Raw genomic sequence first — 24,927 nt, 5'->3', positions numbered from 1 at the left:
AAGACTGTAAGGCTGGAATTTGCATAAATTTTGATGTAGTCGGTATAACAGGATGAAGTCTAATGTCATTATTGAATCGTAGGTACTGTTGCTATGTTCCCAGGGGGGAGTTGTCATGAGTGAACTGACTGCCTTTGGTCATTCCTTGAGTAGTGGCTATGAAGTAGTGGTGATCAAGCCGCAGTCCCTCAGTGATACGACCCTGATCGTTCAAGCGCTGCGGGCTGACAAGGCAGTGATTCTCAACCTAGAGCACCTCGATGTCACCGAGGCACAGCGCATTTCTGATTTTGCCGCTGGTAGTACCTATGCCATCAATGGCCATCAATCGCGCCTTGGAGATGGTGTCTTTCTCTTTACGCCCAACGTGATTAATATCCAAGAATCCACAGCAGCACCGACACCCGCTGGACTGGCCTAAGCCGTTCATGAATCCTGCAGATCTGCTCACCGTCAGTGAGTGTCAAGAGATTGATCAACTGCTCTTACCGGCCGCAGATCGCTTTGCCATTCGAGTGGCGGTGTATGCCCAGCGCTATTTGCGAGCTAAGACTGAGGGAAACCCCCTCGAAGACCTGACGGAAGCCCAAGTCTATGAACTTGTTGCTGCCGATCCCCAGTTGCAAGCGGAGGAGCAGCGCCAAGGGGGGTTTATGACATGGTATGGCCAAATTTTAATCAGTGCCCTCAAGCAACTGCGGCAAATTGCTGCAAGGGAGGGGGTGCCCATTGCTGAGCTAACCGTTTCCCAGATTAGTCACTGGTTTCAGCAGCAGTGTCAGGCACGCTTGCGATCGTCCCCGCCGTCACCTTAAGAATTTGTGCTTGTTGCCGCCAAGGGGTGGCAAAGGGGGCAAGGTGGGTGGTGGTAATCAGCGTTTGGTAGCGATCGCCCATCACCTCTAATAAAATTCCCTGCCGCTGCAAATCCAATTCGGCGAGGACATCATCCAACAACAAAAGGGGAGTGTCGCCCACCACACTTTCCACAAGAGCCAGTTCCGCCAGTTTCAACGCCAATACCAGCGTGCGCTGCTGCCCTTGGGAAGCAAATTGACGGGCACTTTGCTCATTGAGGCACAAGCCCACATCATCACGGTGCGGTCCCACCAGACTGGTTTTTTGCAGCAGTTCAATAGTGCGGCGAGCGGCCAAGGCCTCATTAAAGGCAGCCACAATCACTTCAGAAGTGCCATCCCCAAGGGGCACATGGCTCTCATAAGTCAAGGTGAGTGTCTCGCGATCGCCACTCAACACGCGATGCCAATCCTGTGCCAAGGGAGCCAAGCGTTCAATGAGGCGCTGTCGGCGGCGGATAATGCGGGTGCCATTGATCACCAATTGCTGATTCCATGCCTGCCAGAGGGCTTCATCCCATCCTTGGCTGCCGGCCTGTTTGAGGAGAGCATTCCGTTGGCGCAGGGCTTTTTGGTAGGTTTGCAGCAGTTGGCTATAAAGGGGTTCCAATTGCACCAAAATCCGATCCAACCAGTTGCGGCGAATGGCCGGTGTGCCCCGCACCAGTTCCAAATCCAAGCAGGAAAATTCCACCGCATTGAGTTGCCCCAGAAATTCCGCCGTGCGCTTAACGGTACAGCCATTCACCCGTAGGACACGGCCTGCGAGGGGGCGCAAACTCACCGCCAGATCAAGGGGGACGCCTTGGCGCTCTAGGGTGGCTTCAATTTGGGCACTCTCTTGTCCCTGCTGAATAAGGTCGCGATCGCGATGGGTGCGATGGGATTGCAGTGTGGCCAGCCACTCCACAGCCTCTAGCAAATTGGACTTGCCTTGGGCATTGTCCCCAACGACGATGGTTTTTGGCGCAGCAAACGTCACCGATTGCTCGCTGTAGTTGCGAAAGTGGCGCAGATGGAGTGATTTGAGAAACACTTAGCAGCCCTTACCAGCCCCAAGTCCCCGGTGCCCCCTTAAACGGGCCGACAATGTCCGGAGTAATCCAGCCGCCATAGAAGCCCCCCGGTTGCGGAATCACCACCACACCATCCACGGTGCATTCATCCATCAAAGCAGCATAGAAGGCAATGTAGTTGCAGATTGGCGCAAAAGCAGGGGTAGGTTTGGGATAGTACCAGGCTGCATTATCCGCTTGGCGATCGCCCACCTTGACGTGGTAGTAGGCGCCTTGTCCTTTCCACTCGCAAAAGGTTTGCCGTGCTGAGGGCACCAGATACTGCACCTGTACATCCTCTGGCGGAAAGTAATACACTGGGGGATGACTGGTTTCTAGTACCCGCTGTCCCCGCTGGGTGTCGGCAATCACCACACTATTAAAGACCACCCGCAGGTGTTTTGAGGTGGGTTCAACACGGGGCGGACGGGGATAGTCCCAAACCGATTCTTGGCCGGGGGCAGGGGGAATCCGTTGCATCGCGTTTCAGGTCCTCAACACTCTTCCTTGACGGTAACAGCTATGGCTCAAGCTTGGGAACTGGTTTGTCGCTCCACCAAGCCCTGTTCAATGGCCAGTCGCACCAGCTCAGCTCGATTGTGAACCGCTGTTTTTTGAAAGAGGCTACTGACGTGCTTTTCAATCGTTCGGGCGCTCAAGTGCAGGCGATCGCCAATCTGGGCATTGGAGAGTCCTGCCACGAGTAACCCTAGCACTTCCTTTTCCCGTTGAGTGAGATCAACGCTGAGGGTTCGTGTTTTCGGCGCCGCAAAGGGTTGCTGTCGTTGCTGCCATTCGATTTGTACCAGTTGCGCCCGATCCAACAGGTTACGCACCACCGCTGCCAACTCATTGAGGTCAAAGGGCTTGGAAAGATAGACATCGCCCCCGGTGCGATAGGCGCGAATTCGCTCTTCTAGTTCTGTGCGTGCGGTGAGGTAAATTACTGGTAGTAAGCGCAATGAGGGATGCTGGCGCACCTGCCGCACCAACTCATAGCCATTCATGTTGGGCATGGCAATGTCCGTAATCAGCAGATGGGGCTGATAGCGGTGGATCATTTCGAGAGCCTGGGCACCATCTCCCGCCGTCAGACAACAGTACCCTTCGGATTCCAAAAAGTGACTCACCGACAGGCGGATGCCGGGATCATCATCGGCAATGAGTACCGTGAGGGACATAGGAAATTTAGGTCTCCACTAGACCACAGTATTTCTCCACACAGCGGACAAACAGCTCAACCCCAATACTTAAAACAGTTTCGTCAAAATCAAAGCGGGGATGATGGTGGGGAAAATCTAACCCCAGTGTGCCATTGGCTGACCCCAAAAAGAAGTAGCAACCCGGAACCGCTTGCAGGAAAAACGACATATCCTCAGCCGCCATGGTTTGGCAGTGGGAGGTGATTCCCGCAGGCACCTCGATAACCGATTCAGCCACAGAGCGCACCAATTTTGCCATTTTGGGATCGTTCACCGTGGGGGGATACATCCGCTCATAGCGAAAGTCATAGGTGGCGCCATGACTCTGACAGATACCCGCAATCACCTGTTCAATGCGCTGGGGTAGCCAGTCCCCCAACTCTGGCTTAAAGTATCGCGCTGTTCCCCGAAAGGTCGCGGTATCGGCAATCACGTTCTTGGCGGTGCCCGCATGTACTGCCCCCACGGAAATCACCGCTGTCTCTAGGGGATCCACGTTGCGCGAGACGATAGTGTGCAAAGCCGTAATGATCTGGGCAACAACGAGAACCGTATCCACCGTAAATTGGGGTAAAGCGGCGTGTCCCCCCTTGCCGTGTACTTCACACTCAAAGAATTCCGCTGCCGCCATCAACGGCCCACTACGCACCCCCACCGTACCAACGGGCAGAAAGTTCCAGAGGTGCAGGCCAATAATGCCATCCACTTTCGGGGCATCGAGAACTCCCGCTTCAATCATGGGTTTAGCCCCACCGGGGCCTTCTTCCGCTGGTTGAAAGATGATTTTGACCGTACCAGCAAAATCGCGGTGCTCAGCAAGGTATTTCGCAGTCCCAAGGGCGATCGCTGTGTGACCATCGTGCCCGCAGGCGTGCATTTTCCCCTCATGGAGAGAGCGGTAGGGCTTATCGTTTTCCTCCTGCACTGGCAGCGCATCCATATCGGCGCGAATCGCCAGCACTGGCCCCGGTCGCGCTCCCGGAATCACGGCCACAATTCCCGTTTCCGCAATACCCGTGCGATGCTGAATGCCCCATTGCCGTAGTTTCTCACTGACAAAGGCCGCCGTCAGGTGTTCTTGAAAGCCCAATTCTGGTCGTTGGTGCAAATAGCGTCGCCACTGCACAAGTTCGGTTTGGAGGGCAGCCACCTCTGGACGCAGTTGGCAGCTCAATTGGGGAAGATGGAAAGCCATGGGGCAGTCTTTAGATTTTGTTTAGCATTGCCTTTCTCTAGGATAAACGATGCTCTGGGGCAGTGACAGTCAATGTAACCTCAAGAACAGGTGACGCGCCACTCGCTTCCACCAGTAGTAGGATTTTTTGATCAGAACCCCCTGACTTAGGAAACATTTGTTATTATGACAGGTAGCTCCCTAGGGCAAAAGTTAAAATAGTTCAGTATTGGATATTACACTTTGCCAATTCTGAATCCTAGGGTCTCTTCAGCCAAACGAGGATGTTATGGTTCAATCCCTTCAATACTCCATCGAACTCGTCAAAGATGAAGCACGACGACTGGTGGCCAAAGGTGTGGTGAGTCGGCAGCAGCCCATTTACACCCTCTGCCAGTTTGTGCCCGTTCGGGAGTGGCCCCTCATTGAGGCAGAGCTAGAGCGCTGTGATTTTATGCTGCGCGATCGCATTGGCGACCTCATTGGCCGTGAGTGCTGGGACAACGACTAAAGAGCCATCATTCAGGGCACCGACTTCCCAATAATGCGCAAATCCTAGGACGTGGGTGCCTGAGAATCCTGCTGTAGGTCTTGGCGAATGGCGCGCAGCGTTTCGAGAAGCGTTTGAATATCTGCGGCTAAGTCAGCACTCTCGCGAGGAGCAGGCTCAGGGGTCGAAGAGGGTTGCTGCTGTTGGGCAATGAAGGCTTGAATCAGTTCCCGTGCTTGCGCTTCGGTGAGGCGGCCTTTCTCAGCACAGACGGTGGCCAATTGGCGGGCATCCACCCGCAGTTGCGTCAGGTATTCTTGGCGTTTAGCCTCATCCTGTAGGGATTCAATGGCAGCAGCAGCCGCTCCAATACCGGTGTAGTAGAGTTGTTGTACAAGATCGAGGGGATTGCGATCCATAGAAATGTGCTCGGCGTGAACTCTCCTCTGCTACTGTACGGGAAATCTCCCTTGCTCATCAAGGTTGAGGAAAGCGACTGCGGTAGAGATGAACAATTTTACTCACCACCTCATCGATCGCCAAGTTGTCCGTACAGACTTCTATGGCATCGGCAGCTTTGCGAAAAGGGGCGTAGGTGCGTTGCTGATCCGCTGTGTCGCGAGCGGTAATCTGAGCGAGCAATTCCTCGTAGGAGAGGTCGCATTGTCCTTGTTGTTGTAACTCCTGCCAGCGGCGCTGGGCACGCTCTTCGGGCGAGGCCGTTAGGAAAATTTTCAAGCCTGCCTCGGGAAAGACATGGGTACCAATATCACGACCTTCGGCAGCAATGCCCCCATTGGCTCCGATCGCCCGCTGTTGTTGTACCATGAGTCGTCGCACACCCCGCAGGGCGGCAATTTGGGACACTCGCTGCGTCACCTCTAGGGAACGAATCGCTTGGCTGACCTCGCAATCGTTGATCCACACCCGTGTGGGTTGAGGGGGATCGCTGCTCTCAAGACGCAACTGACAATGGGCGATCGCCTCTACGACGGCTGGCTCATCCCTGAGATCAATGTTATTGCCCAAGCACCACCAAGTTACTGCTCGATACATGGCACCGGTGTCAAGGTACTGCAACCCTAGGGCTTGGGCTGCTAGTCGCGTCACGGTTGACTTCCCCGCGCCGGCAGGGCCATCCACAGCCAGAATCGGCAGGCGGCGATCCAATAGGCAATTGTCAATGAGGCGCGTTTGCCCCACCCAACCCGCGATCGCCAGCAGTCCCACGGTCTCAATGCGTTCCAAGGGCACAAGGGTCTGGGGATGCACCAATTCGGCATAGTCGAGGCGCAACTGGGGAAACTGGCGCAGATGGTTGTGAACCTGCTCCAAGAGATCGCTGGTAGCAAAGCAACCTTGACGAAAAGCAGCAGTCGCTGCCTCTAGGCTCTGACTTAGGGCTAAGGCGGTGGCGCGATCGCCCGCACTGAGGTATTGATTACGGGAACTGAGGGCAAGGCCATCGGCATCGCGGACAATGGGGCAGCCAATGATCTCCACGTCCAGATTCAAATCCGCCACACAGCGGCGAATAATTGCTAACTGCTGGGCATCCTTTTGGCCAAAATAGGCGCGATCGGGCTGCACCAAATGCAAGAGCTTCAGCACAATTGTTGCTACCCCGCGAAAATGGCCGGGGCGCGATCGCCCACAGAGGCGTTCCGTTAACTCCCTTGGTGGCTCAACTACCGTGAGACTCTCCATCCCCGCTGGATACAGTTCAGCCACACTGGGCACAAAGAGCAGATCCACCCCTAACTGCTGACAAAGTGCCGTATCCGCCTCAAGGGCACGGGGATAGCGCTCCAAATCCTCTTGGGGGCCAAACTGAAGCGGGTTGACAAAAATACTGACAACGACCACATCACACTCTTGCCGTGCCCGCTGGATCAAGGCGGCATGCCCCCCATGCAGTGCCCCCATTGTCGGCACAAAACCAAGGGTGGTTGCGGGAGGTAATGTGCCGAGGGCAGCCTGTAAACCCGCCGTGGTGGTCAAACGGTAAAACTTACCCATAGAGTGCTTCGGGGGCGATCGGTGCAGTTTTGATACAATCTGTCATATTACAGCCCTTTTCACACCGAGAGAAGACACGCCAGCTTCTGAAAGCCACGATCAGAGAGGCGGGTTTGGTGGATCCCAATGTTAGAAAAGGGCTGTCCAATGCCCGTGCCCGCTTTTTCTAACCAAAGTTTGTACATTTGTTGCAAGGGCTTTAATCTTGGGGGCAGGTTTTCTAAAATTCAGGTACCTTCGTTTCTCTGTACTTGCCAACCCTGTCACGCAACCTCCGTTTTACTCCCCCTGAGCCAAAAGCTTATTTTTTAACTGGAACTGTTCAGCATACGCCGCGAGGATAGCCCCTATGGCCAATGAACTACAAAACAGCTTACAAAAATACCGTTTCGTCTGCACCCTCACCTTCGGGGATATTTATGGCCAAGTCATTGTTTGGCTGATTGTGATCTTTATTGGTTTGGCCGCATCCCTCACCCTCTACAACAATCCCGTGCAGGCGTTTCTGGTCGGGGGGCTAATTTTGGTCTTAACCTTGCCCTTTTTGCTCTTTGCCTTTGTCACGACACTGCTCAACCATATTGAAATGCGACCTGTGACAGTCACAGAGAAGAAAAAGCGCAAAGATGCCGCCGTGGCCTCAACCACTGAAGTGGCTCCAGCGAATTAAAGAACCCTTAAAAATAGCGGGCGATCGCCCCCAAAATGCCACACTGAAATTAACGCTGAGGGGGCAGTTCTATGCTTTACTGGCTGACATTTTTGCAGGCATTACCGACACCAGAATTGCCAGCACCTCCCCGCACCCAAACCAAAGCCACAGTACTGGCGGAGTCTCCCCCCATTGTCATGGGTAATCTGGGTGGGCTGCTCTTTTTTCCCGGTGTGATTGCCGGCATTGTGATTTTACTGCTCCTGAGCATTTGGGCTTACACGCGCGTCTATGTCATTACCCCCAACAACGAAGCCTTTGTGCGCACGGGGGGGATTTTTGTTAAGAAAAAAACAGTCATTCTCAATGGTGGCTGCATTGCCCTGCCGGGGTTCCATGAGTTGACACGGGTACCGCTGCGGGAAATCTCCATTGACGTAGAGCGAACGGGCAAATTGGCGGTGCGTACCCAAGATTATCTGCGGGCTGATATGCGGGTCACCTTTTATGTCTGCATCAATGCCACCGAAGAGGATGTCCTCACTGCCGCCGCTCGCCTTTCCCAAAATAACCGCATTACCCCCGAAGACATCAAGAATGCCCTTGAAAAACGGGCGGACGATGCCATTCGCGCAGCCGCAAAACACAAGTCCTTGGCTGAAATTGACTCCGACAAACTAGGGTTTGCCCAAGAGGTACTCAACCTGATGCAGCAGGATCTGCAAAAAGTTGGACTCACCCTCAACAACATTGCCATCTCAGAAGTCCAAGAGAGTGACACCTACGACGAAAACAACTTTTTTGATGCTCAGGGGGTGCGGCTGCGCACAGAAACGATTCAACGCTCGATTCAACAAAAGCGGGAAGTCGAACTCTCAACCCGGGTAGCGATCGAACAAAAGGAACTGGATGCCCAAAAACGCTCCCTGCAAATTGAAGAGGAAAAAGAAGCGGCACTGTTAAGCCAACGCCTGAAGGTGGAAGCCCTAAAAGCGCAGCGGGAAAGGGAAATTGAGGAGGCCAAAGCAGCAGAGGCAGCCGCGATTCAGCGGGCAAAGTTGCTCCAAGCCCAAGCGGTTGAGGAAGAAGAAATCCGCAAAAGACTTGCCATCCAACAGAAGGAAATCGAGGCCAGCATTGAACTGGAGGAAAAAAATAAACTCCTGAAGGTAACGCAAGCCCAGCAACAGCAGGAGGCAGAAATCGCCGAGATCAGTCGCCAGCAGCAGGTGGAGGCCAACCGTTTGCAAGCACAGGTGGCCATTGCGGAGTCCGAGCGTCAAGCGCGTCTTGCCCAAGAGGATGTGGCGATCGCCGTTGCCACCAAGAAAAAAGAAAGTCTGATTGCCGAAGCCGAGCGGGCACGGGCAGAATCTGCGGTCACCACCGCCATCGAAGTGGAAAAAGCCAATCGCCAGAAAAACCTAGCGATTATTGCCGCAGAGCGGGAAGCGGCTGAAAAACGGGTGCTAGAGCAAAACGTTGTGGAAATTGATGCCTTTCGGCGGCGGCGGCAAGCGGAAATTGCCCAACAGGCAGCGGAACTGGAGGCGGAAGCGATTCGCACCCTTGCGGCGGCCAACCGTGATAAAGCCCTTGCTGAAGCTGAAGGGATGGAGGCCATGCTCGCGGCCAAAAATGTGATTAGCAAGGCTAACTTGACAGCTCAAGTGATTACAGCCCTCTGGCCAGAACTGGCACCGCAACTGCCACAAGTTCTCCAAGCCCTTGCCCCGCAACCGGGGGTGATTGGCGATGCCAAAATTTATACCTTTGCCAACGGGGGCACCCCTGCTGATCTCAATAAACTGCTCCTATCCACCAGCGGGCTAGCCCTGATCAATGCCCTTTTTGAGGAGGGGAAACTGGGGCAGTTGTTAGCACAAATTAAATCCCTACTCCAAGAAAATACGTCTCATTCCTAAGACGCGACTGCATACCCCTAGCCGCAAGAATGGATAACTCTTCAGTAGGTCTGAGGCGTGAACCAAAGATTTATTAACTCCATCTATATTTTCAAAATTCATAGAGATTTTTCAATGGGGTAAATATAAAAAAAAGATTAAGAACCACCAAAGGTCGGTGTTAGTATTCCGATGAACAGATTTAGAAATGTTAAGATTCTTAATATATGTAACGTATCTACGAAAACGCTGTTAAAGCACCGTTGGCTTGGCCGCGATCTTTAGCAGGGGCGATCGCCCATCCTATAGAGAAAACGATATTCCTAGGCCTTGGACGAATCACTGCTGTCAACCTTGAGAACGAGCGATAGGGACTATGGATACTTCAAAAGATTTAGTGCGCACTTACCTACGGGAGATTGGCCGTGTGCCATTGCTCACCCACGAACAGGAAGTGATCTACGGCAAACAGGTGCAGCAGCTTACCGCCATGAACGAGATTCGCGAAAAGCTCGCGGCAGAACTCAACCGTGAACCTACCCGTGCTGAATGGGCCGCCGCCGCCAACATGAGTGAAGCAGAATTAGAGACAATTATCGAAAATGGCGAGCGCGCCAAACGCAAAATGGTGGAGGCCAACCTGCGGCTGGTGGTTTCGGTTGCCAAAAAGTACATCAAGCGCAATGTGGATCTGCTTGATCTAATCCAAGAGGGCACAATCGGGATGCAGCGGGGGGTAGAAAAATTTGACCCCACCAAGGGGTATCGTTTCTCCACCTATGCCTACTGGTGGATTCGCCAAGCCATTACACGGGCGATCGCTGAAAAGGGGCGCACGATCCGTCTGCCCATCCACATCACTGAAAAGCTGAACAAAATCAAAAAAGCCCAGCGACAACTGTCCCAACGCCTCGGTCGCGCTGCCACGATTAATGAACTGGCGGCAGAACTGGAATTAACCCCTGCCCAAGTGCGGGAATATCTCGAACGGGCGCGACAACCCCTCTCCCTTGATGTCCGTGTCGGCGATAATCAGGATACGGAGTTGGGGGAATTGCTCGAGGATCCGTCCATTTCACCGGAGGAGTTTGCCGCTCAATCCTCGTTGCGCAGTGACCTTGAACGGCTGATGGCGGATCTGACCCCGCAGCAACGCCATGTGCTCTCCCTACGCTTTGGCCTAGAAAACGGCCAGCCCCTCACCCTTGCCAAAGTGGGCGAACTGCTCAACATTAGTCGCGAGCGGGTGCGGCAAATTGAGCGGGAGGCCCTCAGCAAACTCCGCAAACGCCGCGGCGATATTCACGAGTACCTTGCCAGCTAGCCCATGCTCACTGACGAACAGCACCGCCAAAAAATGCAGCAGCGCAAAGCCGTGCAGGCGCAACGCCTCGCGGAGCGCACCCGTGAAAAAGGTCTCATTATTGTCCATACGGGCAACGGCAAGGGCAAAACCACAGCAGCCTTGGGCATGGTGCTGCGTTCCTTGGGGCATGGCTATCGCGTGGCAATTATTCAATTTATCAAGGGGGCGTGGGAGCCAGCGGAAAAAGCGGTTCTTAGCCATTGGTCAGACCAACTGGCCTTCCATGCGATGGGGGAGGGCTTTACATGGGAAACCCAAGACCGCCAGCGGGATATCGCCTGTGCCCAAGCGGCTTGGGAGCTGGGTCTGAGCTACATCACCAACCCCGAGTACCGCTTGGTACTGCTCGATGAAATTAATGTCGCCCTCCAGCTGGACTACTTAACTGTGGCACAGGTGCTCGAGGGACTTGCCCGCAAGCCAGAAATGACCCATGTGATTCTCACCGGACGCGGTGCTCCCCCAGCCCTGATTGACGCCGCAGATCTGGTGACGGAAATGACCCTTGTCAAGCATCCCTTTCGCGAACAGGGCGTTAAAGCCCAGCCGGGGATTGAATTCTAAAGCAGGAGTTCGCCAGCGAAAATCGTAACCGCCTGACCCAATAGCCGCAGGCGATCGCCCCTGTGGGGGTGAATTTTAATCACGCCCCCCCGCGCTGAGGCTTGATAGGCCAATAACTTGTCCTTCCCCAGTTTTGCTCGCCAGTAGGGATACAAGCTACAGTGCGCCGAGCCAGTGACCGGATCCTCAGGGATGCCCAGTTGGGGGGCAAAAAAACGGGAGACGATGTCATATTCCGCGCCATTGGCCTGGGCGGTCACAATCAATCCTCGGCAAGGCAGGCGGGCAATTTGGTCAAAATCGGGTTTCAACTGGGCTACAGCACTGGCATCGACCAGATCCACCAGCAGATCGCTGCCCGCTTGCCCCATAAATATGGGTGGTGTCCCGAGCGCTGCAATGATTGAGGCTTGCACCTGCTGATCCGCAAGGGGCATTACGGGCTGCTGCGGAAAATCAAGGGCGATCCAATCCCCAAGGCGCTGGGCACGCAGGAGACCGCTGCGGGTGTGAAATTCTAGATCCCCTACCACCCCTTGATGCTGCCAGAGGACATGGGCTGTTGCGAGGGTGGCATGACCACAGAGATCCACTTCTGCCACAGGGGTAAACCAGCGCAGGTGAAAGCCACTGGCCAGCGGTACGACAAAAGCCGTTTCTGAAAGATTCATTTCGCGGGCGATCGCCCCCAAGGTTGCATCCTCAAAAAACGTCCCTAGGACACATACGGCCGCCGGGTTACCCCGAAAGGGTTCTTGGGTAAAGGCATCAACTTGGTACAGTGGTAGCGGCATCCGACCCCCGAAAACCGTAAAATCAATCCTGTAGATCGAGCAGAGGACAGACTGCGTGGAACGGACATTTCTAGCCATTAAGCCCGATGGCGTTCAGCGTGGGCTAGTGGGGACGATTATCCAACGATTTGAACAAAAAGGCTACACACTGGTCGGCCTCAAACTGATGCGGGTCAGCCGCGAATTGGCAGAGCAGCACTACGGCGAACACAAAGATAAGCCCTTCTTTCCGGGGCTAGTGAATTTCATTACCTCTGGACCGGTGGTGGCCATGGTCTGGGAAGGCCGGGGGGTGATTGCCAATGCCCGCAAACTGATTGGTGCCACTAATCCCCTCAATGCGGAGCCAGGAACGCTCCGGGGCGATTTTGCTGTAGATGTGGGACGGAATGTAATTCACGGCTCCGACAGTCCCGAAAATGCCGAGCGGGAAATCAATCTCTGGTTCCAGACGCAGGAACTGGTGCCTTGGGAGCCGGCCTTCACCTCTTGGGTGTATGAGATGTAGGTTCATGGGTTGACTTGGGAAGGGTTGGGGGGGTGTCTGGCTCCTCCACCTCCCGCTTGGAAAAGCCCCACGTAAAGCAAAGGGCAATCAGGCTAATCATCACCCAGTCCGAGGGTACCAGTTGGGGATTAATCACGCGAATGAGCAGCCGCAGACCCACCAGCATCACTGTGAAATAGCCCGCATCCTCAAGTCGAGGAAATTCTTTTAGCCAGCGGATAAATAGCTCCGCCATAAAGCGCAGCATAATCACGCCAATCGTGCCGCCGAGTAATACCAGCCAACGCTCATCCGACAGGGCGATCGCCGTTGTCACGCTATCGAGGGAAAAGGCCAAATCCGCTAAGGCCAATAGGGGGACTGCCTGCCAAAAAGAACGAATCACCCGCTCGTGTTCATGTTCTGGCTCGGTCGTAAAGAAAAAGTACTTTGCCGATAACCACAGCAGATAGAGTGCCCCCGCCAACTCAAACTGCCAGAACCGCAAGACCCAAGTCGCTGTGAAAATCAGGCCAATGCGAAAAACGTAAGAAATGGCCAGTCCCAGATTGAGTGCCCGCCGTTGTGCATCTAAGTCTTCGATGCCTCGTACCAAGGCCGCTAGGGCGATCGCATTGTCCGCTGAGAGAACCGCTTCGAGTGCCAACAACACCACAAGTAACAACAGGGTATCCAGTCCCCAGTTGGGCGAGAGTTCCAATAGTTCATCAATCATCGGGTGAGGGAAGTTCTCCAGATTTTTGGCTGCTTATATTTATCGTCGCACAGGAGCGGTACAGCCCTTTTCCCAAAGATGGAACACCCTCAAACCCAGACGTAGGCGCAACCAAAAATGCTAGTGACCTGACCGTTGGGCTGACGGTAGGCCTTACGCACATCCAGTCAGCGGACAAGCGATTCCCCTTTGGTTCTGGTGTGCATAGTCCTGCATCCTGTCGCATTTTCACCGTTAACCTATCACGAGGACTGAAATCTTGAATCTTGGGGAGCCAAGGGGGTGAACATTCTTGGATCGCTCGCTTTACCAAGGTGGCGATGATTGAGCAAAAGACAGTCTTCGCTGGGGCACAATTCAGAATTGTCGTTGACGTTGCAGGAATTCTACGTTGCTATGGGACTCGTTAACAATACGCTAAAAGCGGCAGGCAAGCTCGATCCGCTTTCTTTAACGCTGTGCATCGTTGGCTCTCGCAAAATCTATCATGAGGATGATTATGCCCAATCTCCATGGCATATCTTTGCCCCCAATCTCAGAATTTATGGTTTTGATGCGGATGCCGACGCCTGTGATCAGGCCAATACCGCCTTAGCCGCCCAAGGAATTACGTGGTTTGAGCGTCACTATCCGCTGACGTTGGGCAAAGAGGTGGGAGAATCAACCCTTTACATTACCAACGCCATTCATTGCAGTTCTTTATATCCACCAAATTTGAGCTACACATCGCGATTTCAAGGATTTAATCCTGGCTTGGATGTAGCGGCAAGTGTTCAGGTGGAAACAACCACCCTTGACGCATTTGCCCAAGCTGAAGGCCTTGAGAGCGTAGATGTCCTGCAAGTGGATGTCCAAGGTGCAGATCTAGATGTGTTGCAAGGCGGTGAGCGGCTTCTGGCAGCCAGTACTTTAGCAATCATAGTTGAAGTTGAGTTTTCGGAGGTTTACAGAGGGCAACCCCTCTTTGGGGATATTGATGCATATTTGCGCGCTCAAGGCTTTGTGCTCTTTGACCTACTCACCAATGATGGTTGGTGCCGATTACCGCGCTACGTTTCCCCATTTCACTCCCAACGGCGAGGGGGTCAACTGCTATGGGCCGATGCAATTTACCTGCGGGATTTGCTCAATGAGAGTCAACAGCAGCAAAACCAGCACCTACAGAGCCCTAGCCACTTGCTAAAACTGGCGGCAATTGCTGATGCACTGGACTTTCCTGATTATGCGCTGGAAGTTTTAACGCAACTGACGCTTCGCTATGGCGAAATCCCTCAGTGGAACTGCCGCAAAGAAATTTGCGCTATTTTGGAACAGGTTCAGCCTCTGCTCAGCACAGATATTGCCAAGCTGCCAATTTTAAAGCTGCTGTCTGAGCCAACAACCTAGCCTTGGGGCAAAAGGCGGCGGCTAAACTGCTGAATTTCCTCGCGAATCCCTCGCGGCAATTGGCTTTGTTTGGCTAGGGCTTGCTGGAAATATTGCTGTGCCTGCGATCGGTTGCCACTGGCGGCCAAAATTTGCGCTTTCAGATAAAGGAGTTCTGGATTGTTGGGGGCAACTGCCAAGGCTTGATCAACCGCGTTTAAGGCTTGCGGCCATTGCTTGCGATCGCGATAGGCCAAGGCCAAGCCTCGATAACTCAGGTAATTGGGAGCGGCGTAGGTTTGCAGGGTTTGAATGGCCCGATCCATGCTGACAAAGCCCACATTACTGGCAATACCCCACTCCATAAAGCCACGAACAAGATTCAATTCCGGATCGCGAGGATTGACAGCTTCGGCTCGCCCCACATGATCGAGAACCCGCTGTACCCGCAACAGAGCGGCGGGGGCACCAGCCACAGGCCCCGATCCGGCATCGGAAATTTCATAGCCAGCCATCAGGAAATGCCCCACGGCTTGATAGAGATTTCCCCGCAGGCGATCGCGGCTCGTGAGGGCTTGGGCAGCGCGCAGGGTCTCCTCAGCGTAGCGTTTGTACCCTGCCCAATCCTCATTGAGATAGGCAATGGCAGCAGCCAAGGTCAGGGTTAGGGGTTCTTGGCGATCGCGCTCCAAGGCCGCCGGCAGTAACTCTTTACCTTTGACATAGTTGCCATCGCGAAAGAGGGCAACAAAGACAGCTTCCGTTTGATCGGAAATGGGTCGTGCTTGAGCGCCCGTACGGAAAGGATCCCCAGCAAGGGCAGCGGTACTCAGTACCCAGGGGGCGATCGCTCCACTAAGATAGAGAGCAAAGCGTTGCCACAGGCGCAGTTGACGTGTTTGCACGGTCGTTACCTCCGGAGTCTGCATCTTGTTTTCGGTTCACCATCTCAGCTACCACCCCGCCGCCACCCCTCAGCCCATTTTGCGGGACATTAATTTAGACTTGGGTATGGCTGAACTGGGATTAATTATCGGACCCAGTGGATCCGGCAAAACCACCCTACTAGAGATTTTAGCGGGCTTGGCCACCCCCAGTCGGGGAATCATTCGATGGCAGGATCAGGTTCTCACACCCGATCATTTACAACAGTTGGCCGGATTGGTCTTTCAGTTCCCAGATCGCTACTTCTGTGGCAGTACTATTCTCGAAGAGCTACGCTTTGGCCACCCAGAAATTCCCTACGAAAACTTTTACCGCGCCCTTGCCGATGTGGGTCTCGATCATTTGCCTTTGCACACCCGCCCCGAATCCTTGAGTGGTGGTCAGCAGCGTCGTCTCGCGCTTGCTGTGCAACTAGTGCGCCAACCCTACCTGCTCTTGCTCGATGAACCGACGGCAGGTCTGGATTGGTCAATGCGCCGCCAATTGGTACAGGTGCTGCGCCGCCTCAAGGAACACTGGAGCCTGCTTGTGGTCACCCATGAGGCCACTGAATTGCGGGAGATTAGCGATCGCACGTGGCGATTGGAAAACGGTTGTCTAGTGCCCTTGATTTCCCAGCGATCCAGTCCTGTAATAAGTTTTAATACTTAGGTAGCAATACTTTGCAATTTGTTACCACAGAACCGCAAAGTCGCTTGCCAGCTTGATTTTCTGCTACAACCACAAAAGGTATATCCCCCTTGGGGTTTGGTCTCGATCGTTACAAGGAGTTTGAACGCATGTTCACCCACGTCAAGTCCACGATTCGGCATATCGCGCCAGCGGCGTTAAATGGGCGATCGCTGTTGCGAGTGGTGTATGTGGTACTTGAAGCCCAATACCAGAGCGCGCTGTCGGCAGCGGTTCGCAGCATTAACGATACCCATCCACAGGTGGCCATTGAAATCAGTGGCTATCTCCTTGAGGAACTGCGCAATCCCGAAAACTATGCCGCCTTCTGTGAGGACGTGGCGCGGGCAAATGTGTTTATCGCCTCCCTGATTTTCATTGAGGACTTAGCGGATAAGGTGGTCGAGGCGGTTCAGCCCTATCGCGATCGCTTGGATGTAGCGGTTGTCTTCCCCTCGCTGCCCCAAGTGATGCGCCTCAACAAAATGGGCAGCTTTTCCTTGGCTCAGATTGGCCAATCCAAGAGCGTGATTGCCAACTTCATGAAAAAGCGCAAGGAGAAGTCAGGTGCCGGCTTCCAAGATGCCATGCTCAAACTCCTGCGAACCCTGCCCCAAGTGCTGAAGTACCTCCCCATTGACAAGGCTCAGGATGCCCGCAACTTCATGCTCAGCTTCCAGTATTGGCTGGGCGGGTCGCCAGAGAACCTAGAAAACTTCCTCCTCATGCTGGCCGATCGCTACGTCTTCAAAGGTCAGCCAAACAGCAACCTCAGCTACCAAGAACCGGTCACCTACCCCGACACCGGTATTTGGCACCCCCTTGCACCGCAAATGTTTGAGGATCTTAAGGAGTACCTCAACTGGTTCAACAGTCGCCGCGATATTGGCGCTGATCTCAAAGACCCTCTCGTGCCCACCATTGGCCTGCTGTTGCAGCGTACCCACCTTGTCACCGGTGATGACGCTCACTATGTCGCCATTGTGCAAGAGTTTGAATCCCAAGGGGCGCGGGTGATTCCCGTCTTCTCTGGTGGGCTGGACTTTTCGACGCCCCTAGAAAAATTTTTCTACGATCCCGTCAACCCTGAGAAACCCATTGTTGATACCGTTGTCTCTCTCACGGGATTCGCCCTTGTGGGGGGGCCTGCCAAGCAGGATCATCCCAAAGCTGTGGCGGCACTGAAAAAACTCAACCGTCCCTACATGGTGGCACTGCCCTTGGTGTTTCAAACCACTGAGGAATGGGAAGACAGCGATCTGGGGCTGCACCCGATTCAAGTGGCGCTGCAAATTGCTCTACCGGAACTGGATGGTGCCATTGAGCCAATTATTCTTTCCGGTCGCGATGGCATGACCGGTAAGGCGATCGCCCTCCAAGACCGCGTCGAAATGATCGTACAGCGGGCACTGAAGTGGGCCAATCTGCGCCGCAAACCCAAGGTGCAAAAGAAAGTCGCCATCACCATCTTTAGCTTCCCGCCGGATAAAGGCAATGTTGGCACCGCCGCCTACTTGGATGTCTTTGGCTCCATCTACAAAGTCATGGAAGCCCTGAAAAACAACGGCTATGACGTGCAGGACATGCCCGAGAGTGCCGAAGCCCTGATGCAGGAAATTCTCCACGATGCCCGTGCCCAAGTGGGGAGTCCTGAACTCAACATTGCCTACCGCATGAGCGTGCCGGAATACGAGCGCCTCACCCCCTACGCCAAGCGCCTTGAAGAAAACTGGGGCAAACCGCCAGGGCACCTGAACAGTGACGGCCAAAACCTGCTCATCTACGGCAAAGCCTACGGCAACGTCTTTATTGGCGTGCAGCCCACCTTTGGCTACGAAGGGGATCCCATGCGGCTGCTCTTTTCTCGCTCTGCCAGTCCCCACCACGGCTTTGCTGCCTATTACACCTTCCTCAACCACATTTGGCAGGCGGATGCAGTGCTCCACTTTGGCACCCACGGTTCTTTGGAGTTCATGCCGGGCAAACAGATGGGCATGTCTGGGGATTGCTACCCCGATAATCTCATTGGCTGTATTCCCAACCTCTACTACTACGCTGCCAATAACCCCTCCGAAGCCACCATTGCCAAACGCCGCAGCTATGCCAACACGATTAGTTACCTCACGCCCCCCGCGGAAAATGCCGGCCTCTACAAAGGGCTGCGGGAACTCAGCGATCTCATTGGTTCCTACCAAACCCTGAAAGATAGCGGTCGGGGGGTTCAGATTGTCAACACGATCATGGACAAGTGCCGCCTAGTCAATCTCGATCAGGATGTGGCTCTCCCCGCTAAGGACGCGGCAGATCTCACTGCCGAGGAGCGCGATACCCTCGTGGGCAAGGTCTATATCAAGCTGATGGAAATTGAAAGCCGCCTCCTGCCCTGTGGCCTGCACGTGATTGGCAAACCGCCGACAACGGAAGAAGCAGTGGCTACCTTGGTCAATATTGCCAGCTTGGATCGCTCTGAGGACGGCATTAAGAGCTTGCCTAGGCTCATTGCCGAGAGTCTAGGGCGGGACATTGATGAGATTTATCAAAATAGCGATCGCGGGGTACTGGCGGATGTTGAACTGCTGCGCCAGATTAACGAGGCGACCCGTGCTGCCGTCAGTGCCCTCGTCCAAGCCCAAGCCGATGCCGAGGGTCGTGTGTCGCGGGTCTCGAAGCTGAACTTCTTTAACATGGGGCGCAAAGAGCCGTGGATTGAATCCCTCCATGGTGCAGGCTATACCCAAGTGGATGCCGCTGCCCTCAAGCCCCTGATGGAATACCTCGAATTCTGTTTACAGCAGATTGTGGCCGACAATGAACTGGGGGCACTGCTGCAAGCCCTTGAAGGCGAGTACATTCTCCCCGGCCCCGGTGGCGATCCAATTCGCAATCCTGAGGTCTTGCCGACGGGCAAAAATATCCACGCCTTGGATCCCCAAGCCATTCCCACTGCCGCTGCTGTGCAGTCTGCCAAAGTTGTGGTCGATCGCCTTCTAGCGCGGCAAAAAGCGGAAAACAACAACCAATGGCCAGAAACCATCGCCATGGTGCTCTGGGGCACAGATAATATCAAAACCTATGGCGAGTCCCTTGCTCAAGTGCTCTGGCTAGTGGGGGCACGTCCTTTACCCGATTCCTTGGGACGGGTCAACAAAGTGGAACTCATCCCCCTAGAAGAGCTGGGGCGGCCACGCATTGATGTTGTCGTCAACTGTTCTGGGGTCTTCCGCGATCTCTTTATCAACCAGATGGCGCTCATTGACCGTGCCATCAAGATGGCTGCCGAAGCCGATGAACCCCTTGAGCTAAACTTTATCCGCAAGCACGCCCTGCAACAGGCTTCAGAATTGGGGATTGACCTGCGCCAAGCGGCCACACGGGTCTTCACCAATGCCTCCGGTTCCTACGCGGCGAATGTCAACCTAGCGGTGGAAAATAGCTCTTGGGAGCAGGAGTCGGAACTTCAGGATATGTATCTCTCCCGTAAGTCCTTTGCCTTCTCGGCAGATTCTCCGGGGACGATGCAGCAGGCGCGGGATTTGTTTGAAACCGCCCTCAAAACCGTGGATGTAACCTTCCAGAATCTCGACTCCTCAGAAATTAGCCTCACCGATGTCAGCCACTACTTTGACTCAGATCCGACCAAGCTGGTGGCGGCACTGCGCAGCGATGGCAAGCAACCCAAGGCCTATATTGCCGATACCACCACAGCCAATGCCCAAGTGCGGACGCTCTCGGAAACCGTTCGCCTCGACAGCCGAACCAAGCTCCTGAATCCCAAGTGGTATGAAGGGATGCTCTCCCACGGCTACGAAGGGGTGCGCGAGATCTCGAAGCGACTAGTCAACACAATGGGCTGGTCGGCCACCGCAGGAGCTGTGGATAACTGGGTTTATGAGGAGGCGAATGCCACGTTTATTCTCGATGAGCAGATGCGGCAGCGGCTTCTGAATACCAACCCCCACTCCTTCCGCAAAATGGTGAGCACCTTCCTCGAACTTCACGGACGCGGCTATTGGCAGACCAGTGAAGCCAATCTGGAACTGCTGCGGCAACTCTATCAAGAGGTCGAGGACAAGATTGAGGGCGTTGAGTAAACAACGTGAATAGCATGGGGGAAGCTCTTCCCCCTTTTTATTTGGACGCCGATGTGATCGGAACCCACCCTGCTCCTTAAGCGTCAGACCCCGCAGTACGTTTTTTCTGTGGAGGAGTTGACGATGTTGAAGACACTTCAAGTCGTTGGCCTATCGTCCTTGACTGGTTTGGCGGTTCTTTCCTTTGTGGATACCGCCGCGGCTCAACTGAATGTCAACGTGAATCTTGGTGGTTCCCGTCAGCCGGTGTATGTGGTGCCCAGTCCCTCTAGCCAACCCGTCTATGTGGTGCCTACCCCTCAAACACAACCCGTGTATGTGGTACAGCCAAGAGTGGTTAGTGTTCCGCCAGCCTCCCCGCGATCGCGCCATCACCGCAAAAAGCCCCATCGCAATCAACCGCAGTATGTGATTCCCGCGAATCCGAGTGGGGTGCTGATCACGTTTTAAGAATTCCAGTCAGAATCGCCGCCCCTTCTGCTAAGATGGATTACACATCAGTATTCCGACCGATTTATCGTAGATTGATGGCAGAATGGTCAATTGGCGGCGTTTTAGGGTTTGGTTGAGCTTGTTCTTACTAGCGGTAGGTCTCAGTGGTCTCACCGCTGCTTGTCAATTTCAGGCCACTCTGCCCGATGGTCGCCCTGCTCAGGTGAATCTAACGCTTTCTTCGTTCTCGGTCACTAAAAAAGCGCACGAGGCTATTATGCCCCTGTTTGCTGCTCAATGGGAACAGGAACATCAACAAAAAGTGCGCTTCCGAACGAGTTATGGTCCCTCGGGCAGTCAGTCACGGGCGGTGATTGATGGCCTAGAAGCCGATATTGTCCACTTGTCCCTTGCTTTAGATGTCGATCGCATTGCCAAAGCAGGGTTAATTCGCCCCGATTGGGCTAGCCAAGCCCCCCACAACAGCATTGTCACCACTTCTGTCGGTGCCCTGATTACCCGTGACGGCAACCCGAAAAATCTGCAAACATGGCAGGATCTCACCCGTGAGGGGGTGACATTTGTGACTGCCGATCCCAAAACCTCTGGCGCGGCTCGCTGGAACTTCCTTGCGCTGTGGGGATCGGTCACGGAAACAGGGGGAACGTTTGATCAGGCGCGGCAGTTTGTGACTGAAGCCTTTCGCCATGTGGCTGCTCTCCCCCGCGATAGTCGTGAAGCCACTGATGCCTTTTTGAAACAGGGACAGGGGGATGCCCTGATCAACTATGAAAATGAAGTGATCTTGGCTCGCCAAAAGGGCAAGACCCTTTCCTATATCCTTCCTCCTGTGAATATCCTGATTGAAAACCCGATCGCCCTTGTGGATCAATACGTGGATAAACATGGCACACGGGAGGTAGCACAGGCCTATATTGACTTTCTCTATACTCCCCAAGCTCAGGAGATCTTTGCCCAATATGGTTTTCGACCCGTGGATGCCACCGTCCTTGCCGCTCATCAGCAGACGTTTCCACCCGTGCCCACCCTCTTTACCGTGGCAGATTTAGGGGGCTGGGAGAAGGTGCAAGCCCAATTTTTCGCTAATGGCGCCCTGTTTGATCAAATTCAGCAGGAGAATCAAGCCTGATGACCGCTACCCACCCCATTTCGCCGTCACTCTCTCCTCAGAAACAGCGCTGGCAGTTTCCTTGGGTTTGGAGAATCACGGTCTTTTACTTACTCGTGATGCTGGCTGTACCCATTGCTGCCCTCTTGAGCCGTGCCAGTAGTGCTGGGCCACTGCATTTTTGGCAGGTGGCAACGCGGGCGATCGCCCTGTCGGCCTATGAAGTCACGTTTGTGACTGCCCTCATCGCAGCGCTGATCAATGGCGTCTTTGGTACCCTGATTGCTTGGGTGCTGGTGCGCTATTCCTTTCCGGGGAAGCGCTTCTTTGATGCTGTCGTGGATCTACCTTTTGCATTGCCAACGGCGGTGGCGGGTCTCACCCTCGCAACGGTCTATAGCGAAAATGGCTGGATTGGTAGCTTACTAGCGCCCTTCGGAATCAGAATTGCCTTCAGCCGCTGGGGGGTGGCGGTGGCGATGCTCTTTATTTCCTTACCCTTCGTGATTCGCACGGTGCAGCCCGTCCTCACCGAAATGGAAAAGGATGTGGAGGAGGCAGCATGGTCGCTGGGTGCTACTCATGGGCAGACCTTTTGGCGAGTGATTTTGCCACCTTTGATGCCCGCTATTCTCACAGGCGTTGCCCTAGGCTTCTCACGGGCAGTGGGGGAATTTGGCTCAATTGTGATTATTTCCTCCAACACTCCTTTTCGGGACTTGATTGCCTCAGTGCTGGTGTTTCAGAGCTTAGAGCAGTATGACTATGAGGCAGCAACCATTATTGGTACGGTGATGCTCTTGGTATCCCTAGCGATTTTATTTCTGATTAATCTGCTGCAAGCGTGGGGGCGGCGCTATGCGGAGCGTTAAACCCTCGCCCACCCAAGAAAAGCCATGGCTCCATGCCCTTTTGATTGTCATTGCCATCGCCTACTTAGCCCTTGTGCTTTTGCTGCCGGCGGCCAATGTCCTTTTCCAAGCCTTTCACAAGGGAGTCATGCCCTTTCTGGAAAATTTGCTGGAGCCGGATTTTCTGCATGCGGTGTGGCTGACGTTTGCCCTTGCCTTGGTGGTGGTGCCCTTAAACACGATCTTTGGTCTCTGTGCCGCTTGGGCGATCGCCCGCCATCGCTTTGCGGGACGCACCCTTTTACTGAGCATTATTGACCTACCTTTTTCCATCTCCCCCGTTGTTGCCGGACTGATGCTGGTACTGGTCTATGGCCGCAATGGCTGGTTCGGGGGCTGGCTGCAAGCTTTAGATATTCGCGTTATTTTCTCTTTTCCGGGGATGGTGCTGGCAACAGCCTTTGTGAGTTTGCCCTTTGTGGCGCGAGAAGTCATCCCTGTTCTAGAAGAAATCGGCACCGAGCAGGAGGAAGCCGCAAAAACCCTAGGCGCCAATGAGTGGCAAACCTTTTGGCGAGTCACCCTGCCCAATATCCGCTGGGGGCTGCTCTATGGGGTCTTGTTGACCAATGCGCGAGCGATGGGGGAGTTTGGCGCTGTGGCAGTGGTCTCTGGCAATGTGGCAGGTCTGACGCAAACCCTGCCCCTCTTTGTGGAGGATGCCTACAAAAACTACAATACGGAGTCCGCCTATGCGGCAGCGGTGATCCTTGGCTTGCTAGCGCTTGTGACGCTCGTGGTTAAGGAAATTTTGGAGCGGAAAACAGGGATCAAGCCCAATCCCTAGGAGGTGCCGAGGACGCGCAAAATCGAGGGCACGGCTTCAATATCGGTCATTTGGGCAATCTCGGCCATAGCTTGACGAAACTCCCCTTCGCGCACATGGTGGGTGACAATCACAATTTCTGCCAGTTCATTGTGGCTGCCAATTTGCACAAGGGATTCCAAGCTAACATTGTGGTTGCCAAAACAGGTACCCAGTTTCCCTAGGACTCCCGGATGATCTTGGGCATGGACACGGGCATAGAAACGACTATCCACCTCCGCCATCGGTAGCAGCGGCATAAACTGATCGTGCTGGCAGGTGAGCAAGGGATGGCTGGCACGTCCTTGGGGGAGAAGGGCGGCAATGTTGATTAAATCCGCCACGACGGCACTGGCGGTTGCCCCTGCACCGGCACCGGGACCATAGAACATCACCTGTCCCAAAGGCTCTGCCTCTAGGAGAATGGCATTAAAGACGCCATTGACGCCGGCAAGGGGGTGCTCAAGGGGCACGAGCGTCGGATGAACGCGCACCTCTAGGGGCTGGCCACTGAGCTGGCGGGCGATCGCCAGCAGTTTAATGCGAAATCCGAGTTTTTCCGCATAGGCAATATCTACCGCCGTGATCCCACGAATGCCCTCGCAATACACTTCCTCGCGGCGAATCCGCCCCCCAAAGGCAAGGCTGGCCAGAATGGCAATTTTATCCGCGGCATCCCATCCCTCAATGTCAGCACTGGGATCGGCTTCGGCATACCCTAGGCGTTGGGCATCGGCAAGGATGGGGGCAAAATCCCCCTGTTCCTGCTGCATGCGGGTCAGGATGTAGTTGGTGGTGCCATTGAGAATGCCGCTGACACTGTGGATACGATTGGCACCTAGGCTCTGTTTCAGGGCTTGAATGACAGGAATACCACCGGCCACGGCCGCTTCGAGCATCACATAGACCCCTTGGGCATTGGCCGCATCAAAAATTTCAGCACCATGGCGGGCAATGACGGCCTTATTGGCGGTGACAATGTGCTTGCCATGGGCAATGGCCTTGAGGATGAGCGATCGCGCCGGTTCAATGCCGCCGAGGACTTCCACCACAATGTCAATCTCAGGATGAGTCACAATGCGTTCTAAGTCAGTGGTCAGGAGCTTGGGATCAAGGGCAACAGCACGGGGCTTATGGATATCCCGTACCCCCACTTGGGCGATCGCCAGTTCCTTGATCAGCGGGTGGCGCCCCGCTGGATCCGCCAAAATTTGCGCCACACCGCCACCAACAGTGCCCAACCCTAGTAAACCAATGTGATACATCAGACCCGTCCTATT

The 24,927-nt window shown here is 54.4% G+C and carries 25 protein-coding genes; 15 read left to right on the top strand and 10 right to left on the bottom strand.

Features of this window, described 5'->3' with window-relative positions; translation table 11 throughout:
• Positions 1-115 precede the first annotated feature (115 nt).
• Together RHI63_RS12540 and RHI63_RS12535 are read left to right on the top strand one after the other, a co-directional pair.
• A complete protein-coding gene (locus tag RHI63_RS12540) occupies positions 116-421 on the top strand; it encodes a cell division protein SepF (protein WP_149821405.1) in 306 nt (101 codons plus the stop codon).
• Positions 422-428: 7 nt separating this feature from the next.
• Positions 429-815: a hypothetical protein gene (locus tag RHI63_RS12535; RefSeq protein ID WP_206200443.1), complete on the top strand. Its 387-nt coding sequence runs from the start codon at positions 429-431 to the stop codon at positions 813-815.
• Here RHI63_RS12535 and recF read toward each other — a convergent pair.
• The 4 genes from recF to RHI63_RS12515 are packed head-to-tail and all read right to left on the bottom strand — an operon-like array spanning position 754 to position 4,309.
• Positions 754-1,893: a DNA replication/repair protein RecF gene (gene recF / locus RHI63_RS12530; RefSeq protein WP_206200442.1), complete on the bottom strand. Its 1,140-nt coding sequence runs from the start codon at positions 1,891-1,893 to the stop codon at positions 754-756. The genes RHI63_RS12535 and recF overlap by 62 nt on opposite strands.
• 10 nt (positions 1,894-1,903) lie before the next feature.
• The gene (locus RHI63_RS12525) at positions 1,904-2,392 is read right to left on the bottom strand and encodes a DUF427 domain-containing protein (protein WP_206200441.1); all 489 of its coding nucleotides are present in this window, start codon (positions 2,390-2,392) and stop codon (positions 1,904-1,906) included.
• A gap of 47 nt (positions 2,393-2,439) precedes the next feature.
• Positions 2,440-3,093 carry a response regulator transcription factor gene (locus RHI63_RS12520; protein WP_206200440.1) on the bottom strand — a complete coding sequence of 218 codons (654 nt, stop codon included), beginning with the start codon at positions 3,091-3,093 and terminating at the stop codon, positions 2,440-2,442.
• Positions 3,094-3,100: 7 nt separating this feature from the next.
• The gene (locus RHI63_RS12515; RefSeq protein WP_310821651.1) at positions 3,101-4,309 is read right to left on the bottom strand and encodes an amidohydrolase; all 1,209 of its coding nucleotides are present in this window, start codon (positions 4,307-4,309) and stop codon (positions 3,101-3,103) included.
• Between the two features lie 268 nt (positions 4,310-4,577).
• On the opposite strand from RHI63_RS12515, the gene RHI63_RS12510 reads away from it, so the two are divergent.
• On the top strand, positions 4,578-4,799 hold the full coding sequence (locus tag RHI63_RS12510; RefSeq protein ID WP_024123956.1) for a DUF4327 family protein: 222 nt from the start codon (positions 4,578-4,580) through the stop codon (positions 4,797-4,799).
• Between the two features lie 44 nt (positions 4,800-4,843).
• Here the strand turns inward: RHI63_RS12510 and RHI63_RS12505 are convergent, their stop codons facing one another.
• Together RHI63_RS12505 and RHI63_RS12500 are read right to left on the bottom strand one after the other, a co-directional pair.
• The gene (locus RHI63_RS12505) at positions 4,844-5,197 is read right to left on the bottom strand and encodes a hypothetical protein (RefSeq protein ID WP_302678459.1); all 354 of its coding nucleotides are present in this window, start codon (positions 5,195-5,197) and stop codon (positions 4,844-4,846) included.
• Positions 5,198-5,255: 58 nt separating this feature from the next.
• On the bottom strand, positions 5,256-6,797 hold the full coding sequence (locus tag RHI63_RS12500; protein ID WP_310821650.1) for a bifunctional pantoate--beta-alanine ligase/(d)CMP kinase: 1,542 nt from the start codon (positions 6,795-6,797) through the stop codon (positions 5,256-5,258).
• 349 nt (positions 6,798-7,146) lie between these two features.
• Between RHI63_RS12500 and RHI63_RS12495 the strand changes: the two genes are divergently transcribed.
• The 4 genes from RHI63_RS12495 (at position 7,147) to cobO (ending at position 11,283) form a co-directional block, all read left to right on the top strand.
• A complete protein-coding gene (locus RHI63_RS12495) occupies positions 7,147-7,467 on the top strand; it encodes a hypothetical protein (RefSeq protein ID WP_206200436.1) in 321 nt (106 codons plus the stop codon).
• A gap of 71 nt (positions 7,468-7,538) precedes the next feature.
• Positions 7,539-9,374 (top strand): flotillin family protein, encoded by a 1,836-nt coding sequence (locus tag RHI63_RS12490; protein WP_302678457.1) that lies wholly within the window; start codon positions 7,539-7,541, stop codon positions 9,372-9,374.
• A 355-nt stretch (positions 9,375-9,729) separates the two neighbouring features.
• Complete coding sequence (locus RHI63_RS12485; RefSeq protein ID WP_302677368.1) at positions 9,730-10,677, top strand: RNA polymerase sigma factor, RpoD/SigA family; 948 nt, start codon at positions 9,730-9,732, stop codon at positions 10,675-10,677.
• Positions 10,678-10,680: 3 nt separating this feature from the next.
• The gene (cobO, locus tag RHI63_RS12480; protein WP_206200433.1) at positions 10,681-11,283 is read left to right on the top strand and encodes a cob(I)yrinic acid a,c-diamide adenosyltransferase; all 603 of its coding nucleotides are present in this window, start codon (positions 10,681-10,683) and stop codon (positions 11,281-11,283) included.
• Here cobO and RHI63_RS12475 read toward each other — a convergent pair.
• Complete coding sequence (locus RHI63_RS12475; protein ID WP_310744626.1) at positions 11,280-12,077, bottom strand: PhzF family phenazine biosynthesis protein; 798 nt, start codon at positions 12,075-12,077, stop codon at positions 11,280-11,282. The genes cobO and RHI63_RS12475 overlap by 4 nt on opposite strands.
• A gap of 55 nt (positions 12,078-12,132) precedes the next feature.
• Here RHI63_RS12475 and ndk point away from each other — a divergent pair, with 55 nt between their 5' ends.
• Positions 12,133-12,585, top strand: a complete 453-nt coding sequence (gene ndk, locus RHI63_RS12470) for a nucleoside-diphosphate kinase (protein WP_206200431.1) — start codon at positions 12,133-12,135, stop codon at positions 12,583-12,585.
• Here the strand turns inward: ndk and RHI63_RS12465 are convergent.
• A complete protein-coding gene (locus tag RHI63_RS12465; RefSeq protein WP_206200430.1) occupies positions 12,560-13,300 on the bottom strand; it encodes a TerC family protein in 741 nt (246 codons plus the stop codon). The genes ndk and RHI63_RS12465 overlap by 26 nt on opposite strands.
• 396 nt (positions 13,301-13,696) lie before the next feature.
• Here RHI63_RS12465 and RHI63_RS12460 point away from each other — a divergent pair, with 396 nt between their 5' ends.
• On the top strand, positions 13,697-14,686 hold the full coding sequence (locus tag RHI63_RS12460) for an FkbM family methyltransferase (protein WP_206200429.1): 990 nt from the start codon (positions 13,697-13,699) through the stop codon (positions 14,684-14,686).
• Here the strand turns inward: RHI63_RS12460 and RHI63_RS12455 are convergent.
• Positions 14,683-15,570, bottom strand: coding sequence for a Sll0314/Alr1548 family TPR repeat-containing protein (locus RHI63_RS12455; protein ID WP_225901589.1), 888 nt, complete (start codon positions 15,568-15,570; stop codon positions 14,683-14,685). The two genes, RHI63_RS12460 and RHI63_RS12455, sit on opposite strands and share 4 nt — an antisense overlap.
• Before the next feature lie 25 nt (positions 15,571-15,595).
• Here RHI63_RS12455 and RHI63_RS12450 point away from each other — a divergent pair, with 25 nt between their 5' ends.
• The 6 genes from RHI63_RS12450 (at position 15,596) to cysW (ending at position 23,629) form a co-directional block, all read left to right on the top strand.
• Entirely contained in the window at positions 15,596-16,261 is a 666-nt protein-coding gene (locus RHI63_RS12450) for an ABC transporter ATP-binding protein (protein ID WP_206200427.1), read from the top strand.
• 128 nt (positions 16,262-16,389) lie between these two features.
• Positions 16,390-20,370: a magnesium chelatase subunit H gene (locus RHI63_RS12445; RefSeq protein ID WP_206200426.1), complete on the top strand. Its 3,981-nt coding sequence runs from the start codon at positions 16,390-16,392 to the stop codon at positions 20,368-20,370.
• 123 nt (positions 20,371-20,493) lie between these two features.
• Positions 20,494-20,820 (top strand): hypothetical protein, encoded by a 327-nt coding sequence (locus RHI63_RS12440; RefSeq protein WP_190278112.1) that lies wholly within the window; start codon positions 20,494-20,496, stop codon positions 20,818-20,820.
• 85 nt (positions 20,821-20,905) lie between these two features.
• Positions 20,906-21,952 (top strand): sulfate ABC transporter substrate-binding protein, encoded by a 1,047-nt coding sequence (locus tag RHI63_RS12435; RefSeq protein WP_206200425.1) that lies wholly within the window; start codon positions 20,906-20,908, stop codon positions 21,950-21,952.
• Complete coding sequence (gene cysT / locus RHI63_RS12430; RefSeq protein WP_206200424.1) at positions 21,952-22,803, top strand: sulfate ABC transporter permease subunit CysT; 852 nt, start codon at positions 21,952-21,954, stop codon at positions 22,801-22,803. The genes RHI63_RS12435 and cysT overlap by 1 nt, the downstream gene beginning before the upstream one ends.
• Positions 22,790-23,629, top strand: a complete 840-nt coding sequence (gene cysW / locus RHI63_RS12425) for a sulfate ABC transporter permease subunit CysW (RefSeq protein ID WP_206200423.1) — start codon at positions 22,790-22,792, stop codon at positions 23,627-23,629. Before cysT ends, cysW begins: the two co-directional genes overlap by 14 nt.
• On the opposite strand, the gene RHI63_RS12420 is transcribed toward cysW, so the two are convergent.
• On the bottom strand, positions 23,626-24,912 hold the full coding sequence (locus RHI63_RS12420) for a homoserine dehydrogenase (RefSeq protein WP_255521468.1): 1,287 nt from the start codon (positions 24,910-24,912) through the stop codon (positions 23,626-23,628). The genes cysW and RHI63_RS12420 overlap by 4 nt on opposite strands.
• Positions 24,913-24,927 lie beyond the last annotated feature (15 nt).

It is taken from the genome of Thermosynechococcus sp. GLH187, from assembly GCF_031583395.1.
Lineage (GTDB): Bacteria > Cyanobacteriota > Cyanobacteriia > Thermosynechococcales > Thermosynechococcaceae > Thermosynechococcus.
Note: the sequence above shows the minus strand (reverse complement) of the source record. Positions and strands in the feature narration are given on the sequence as shown.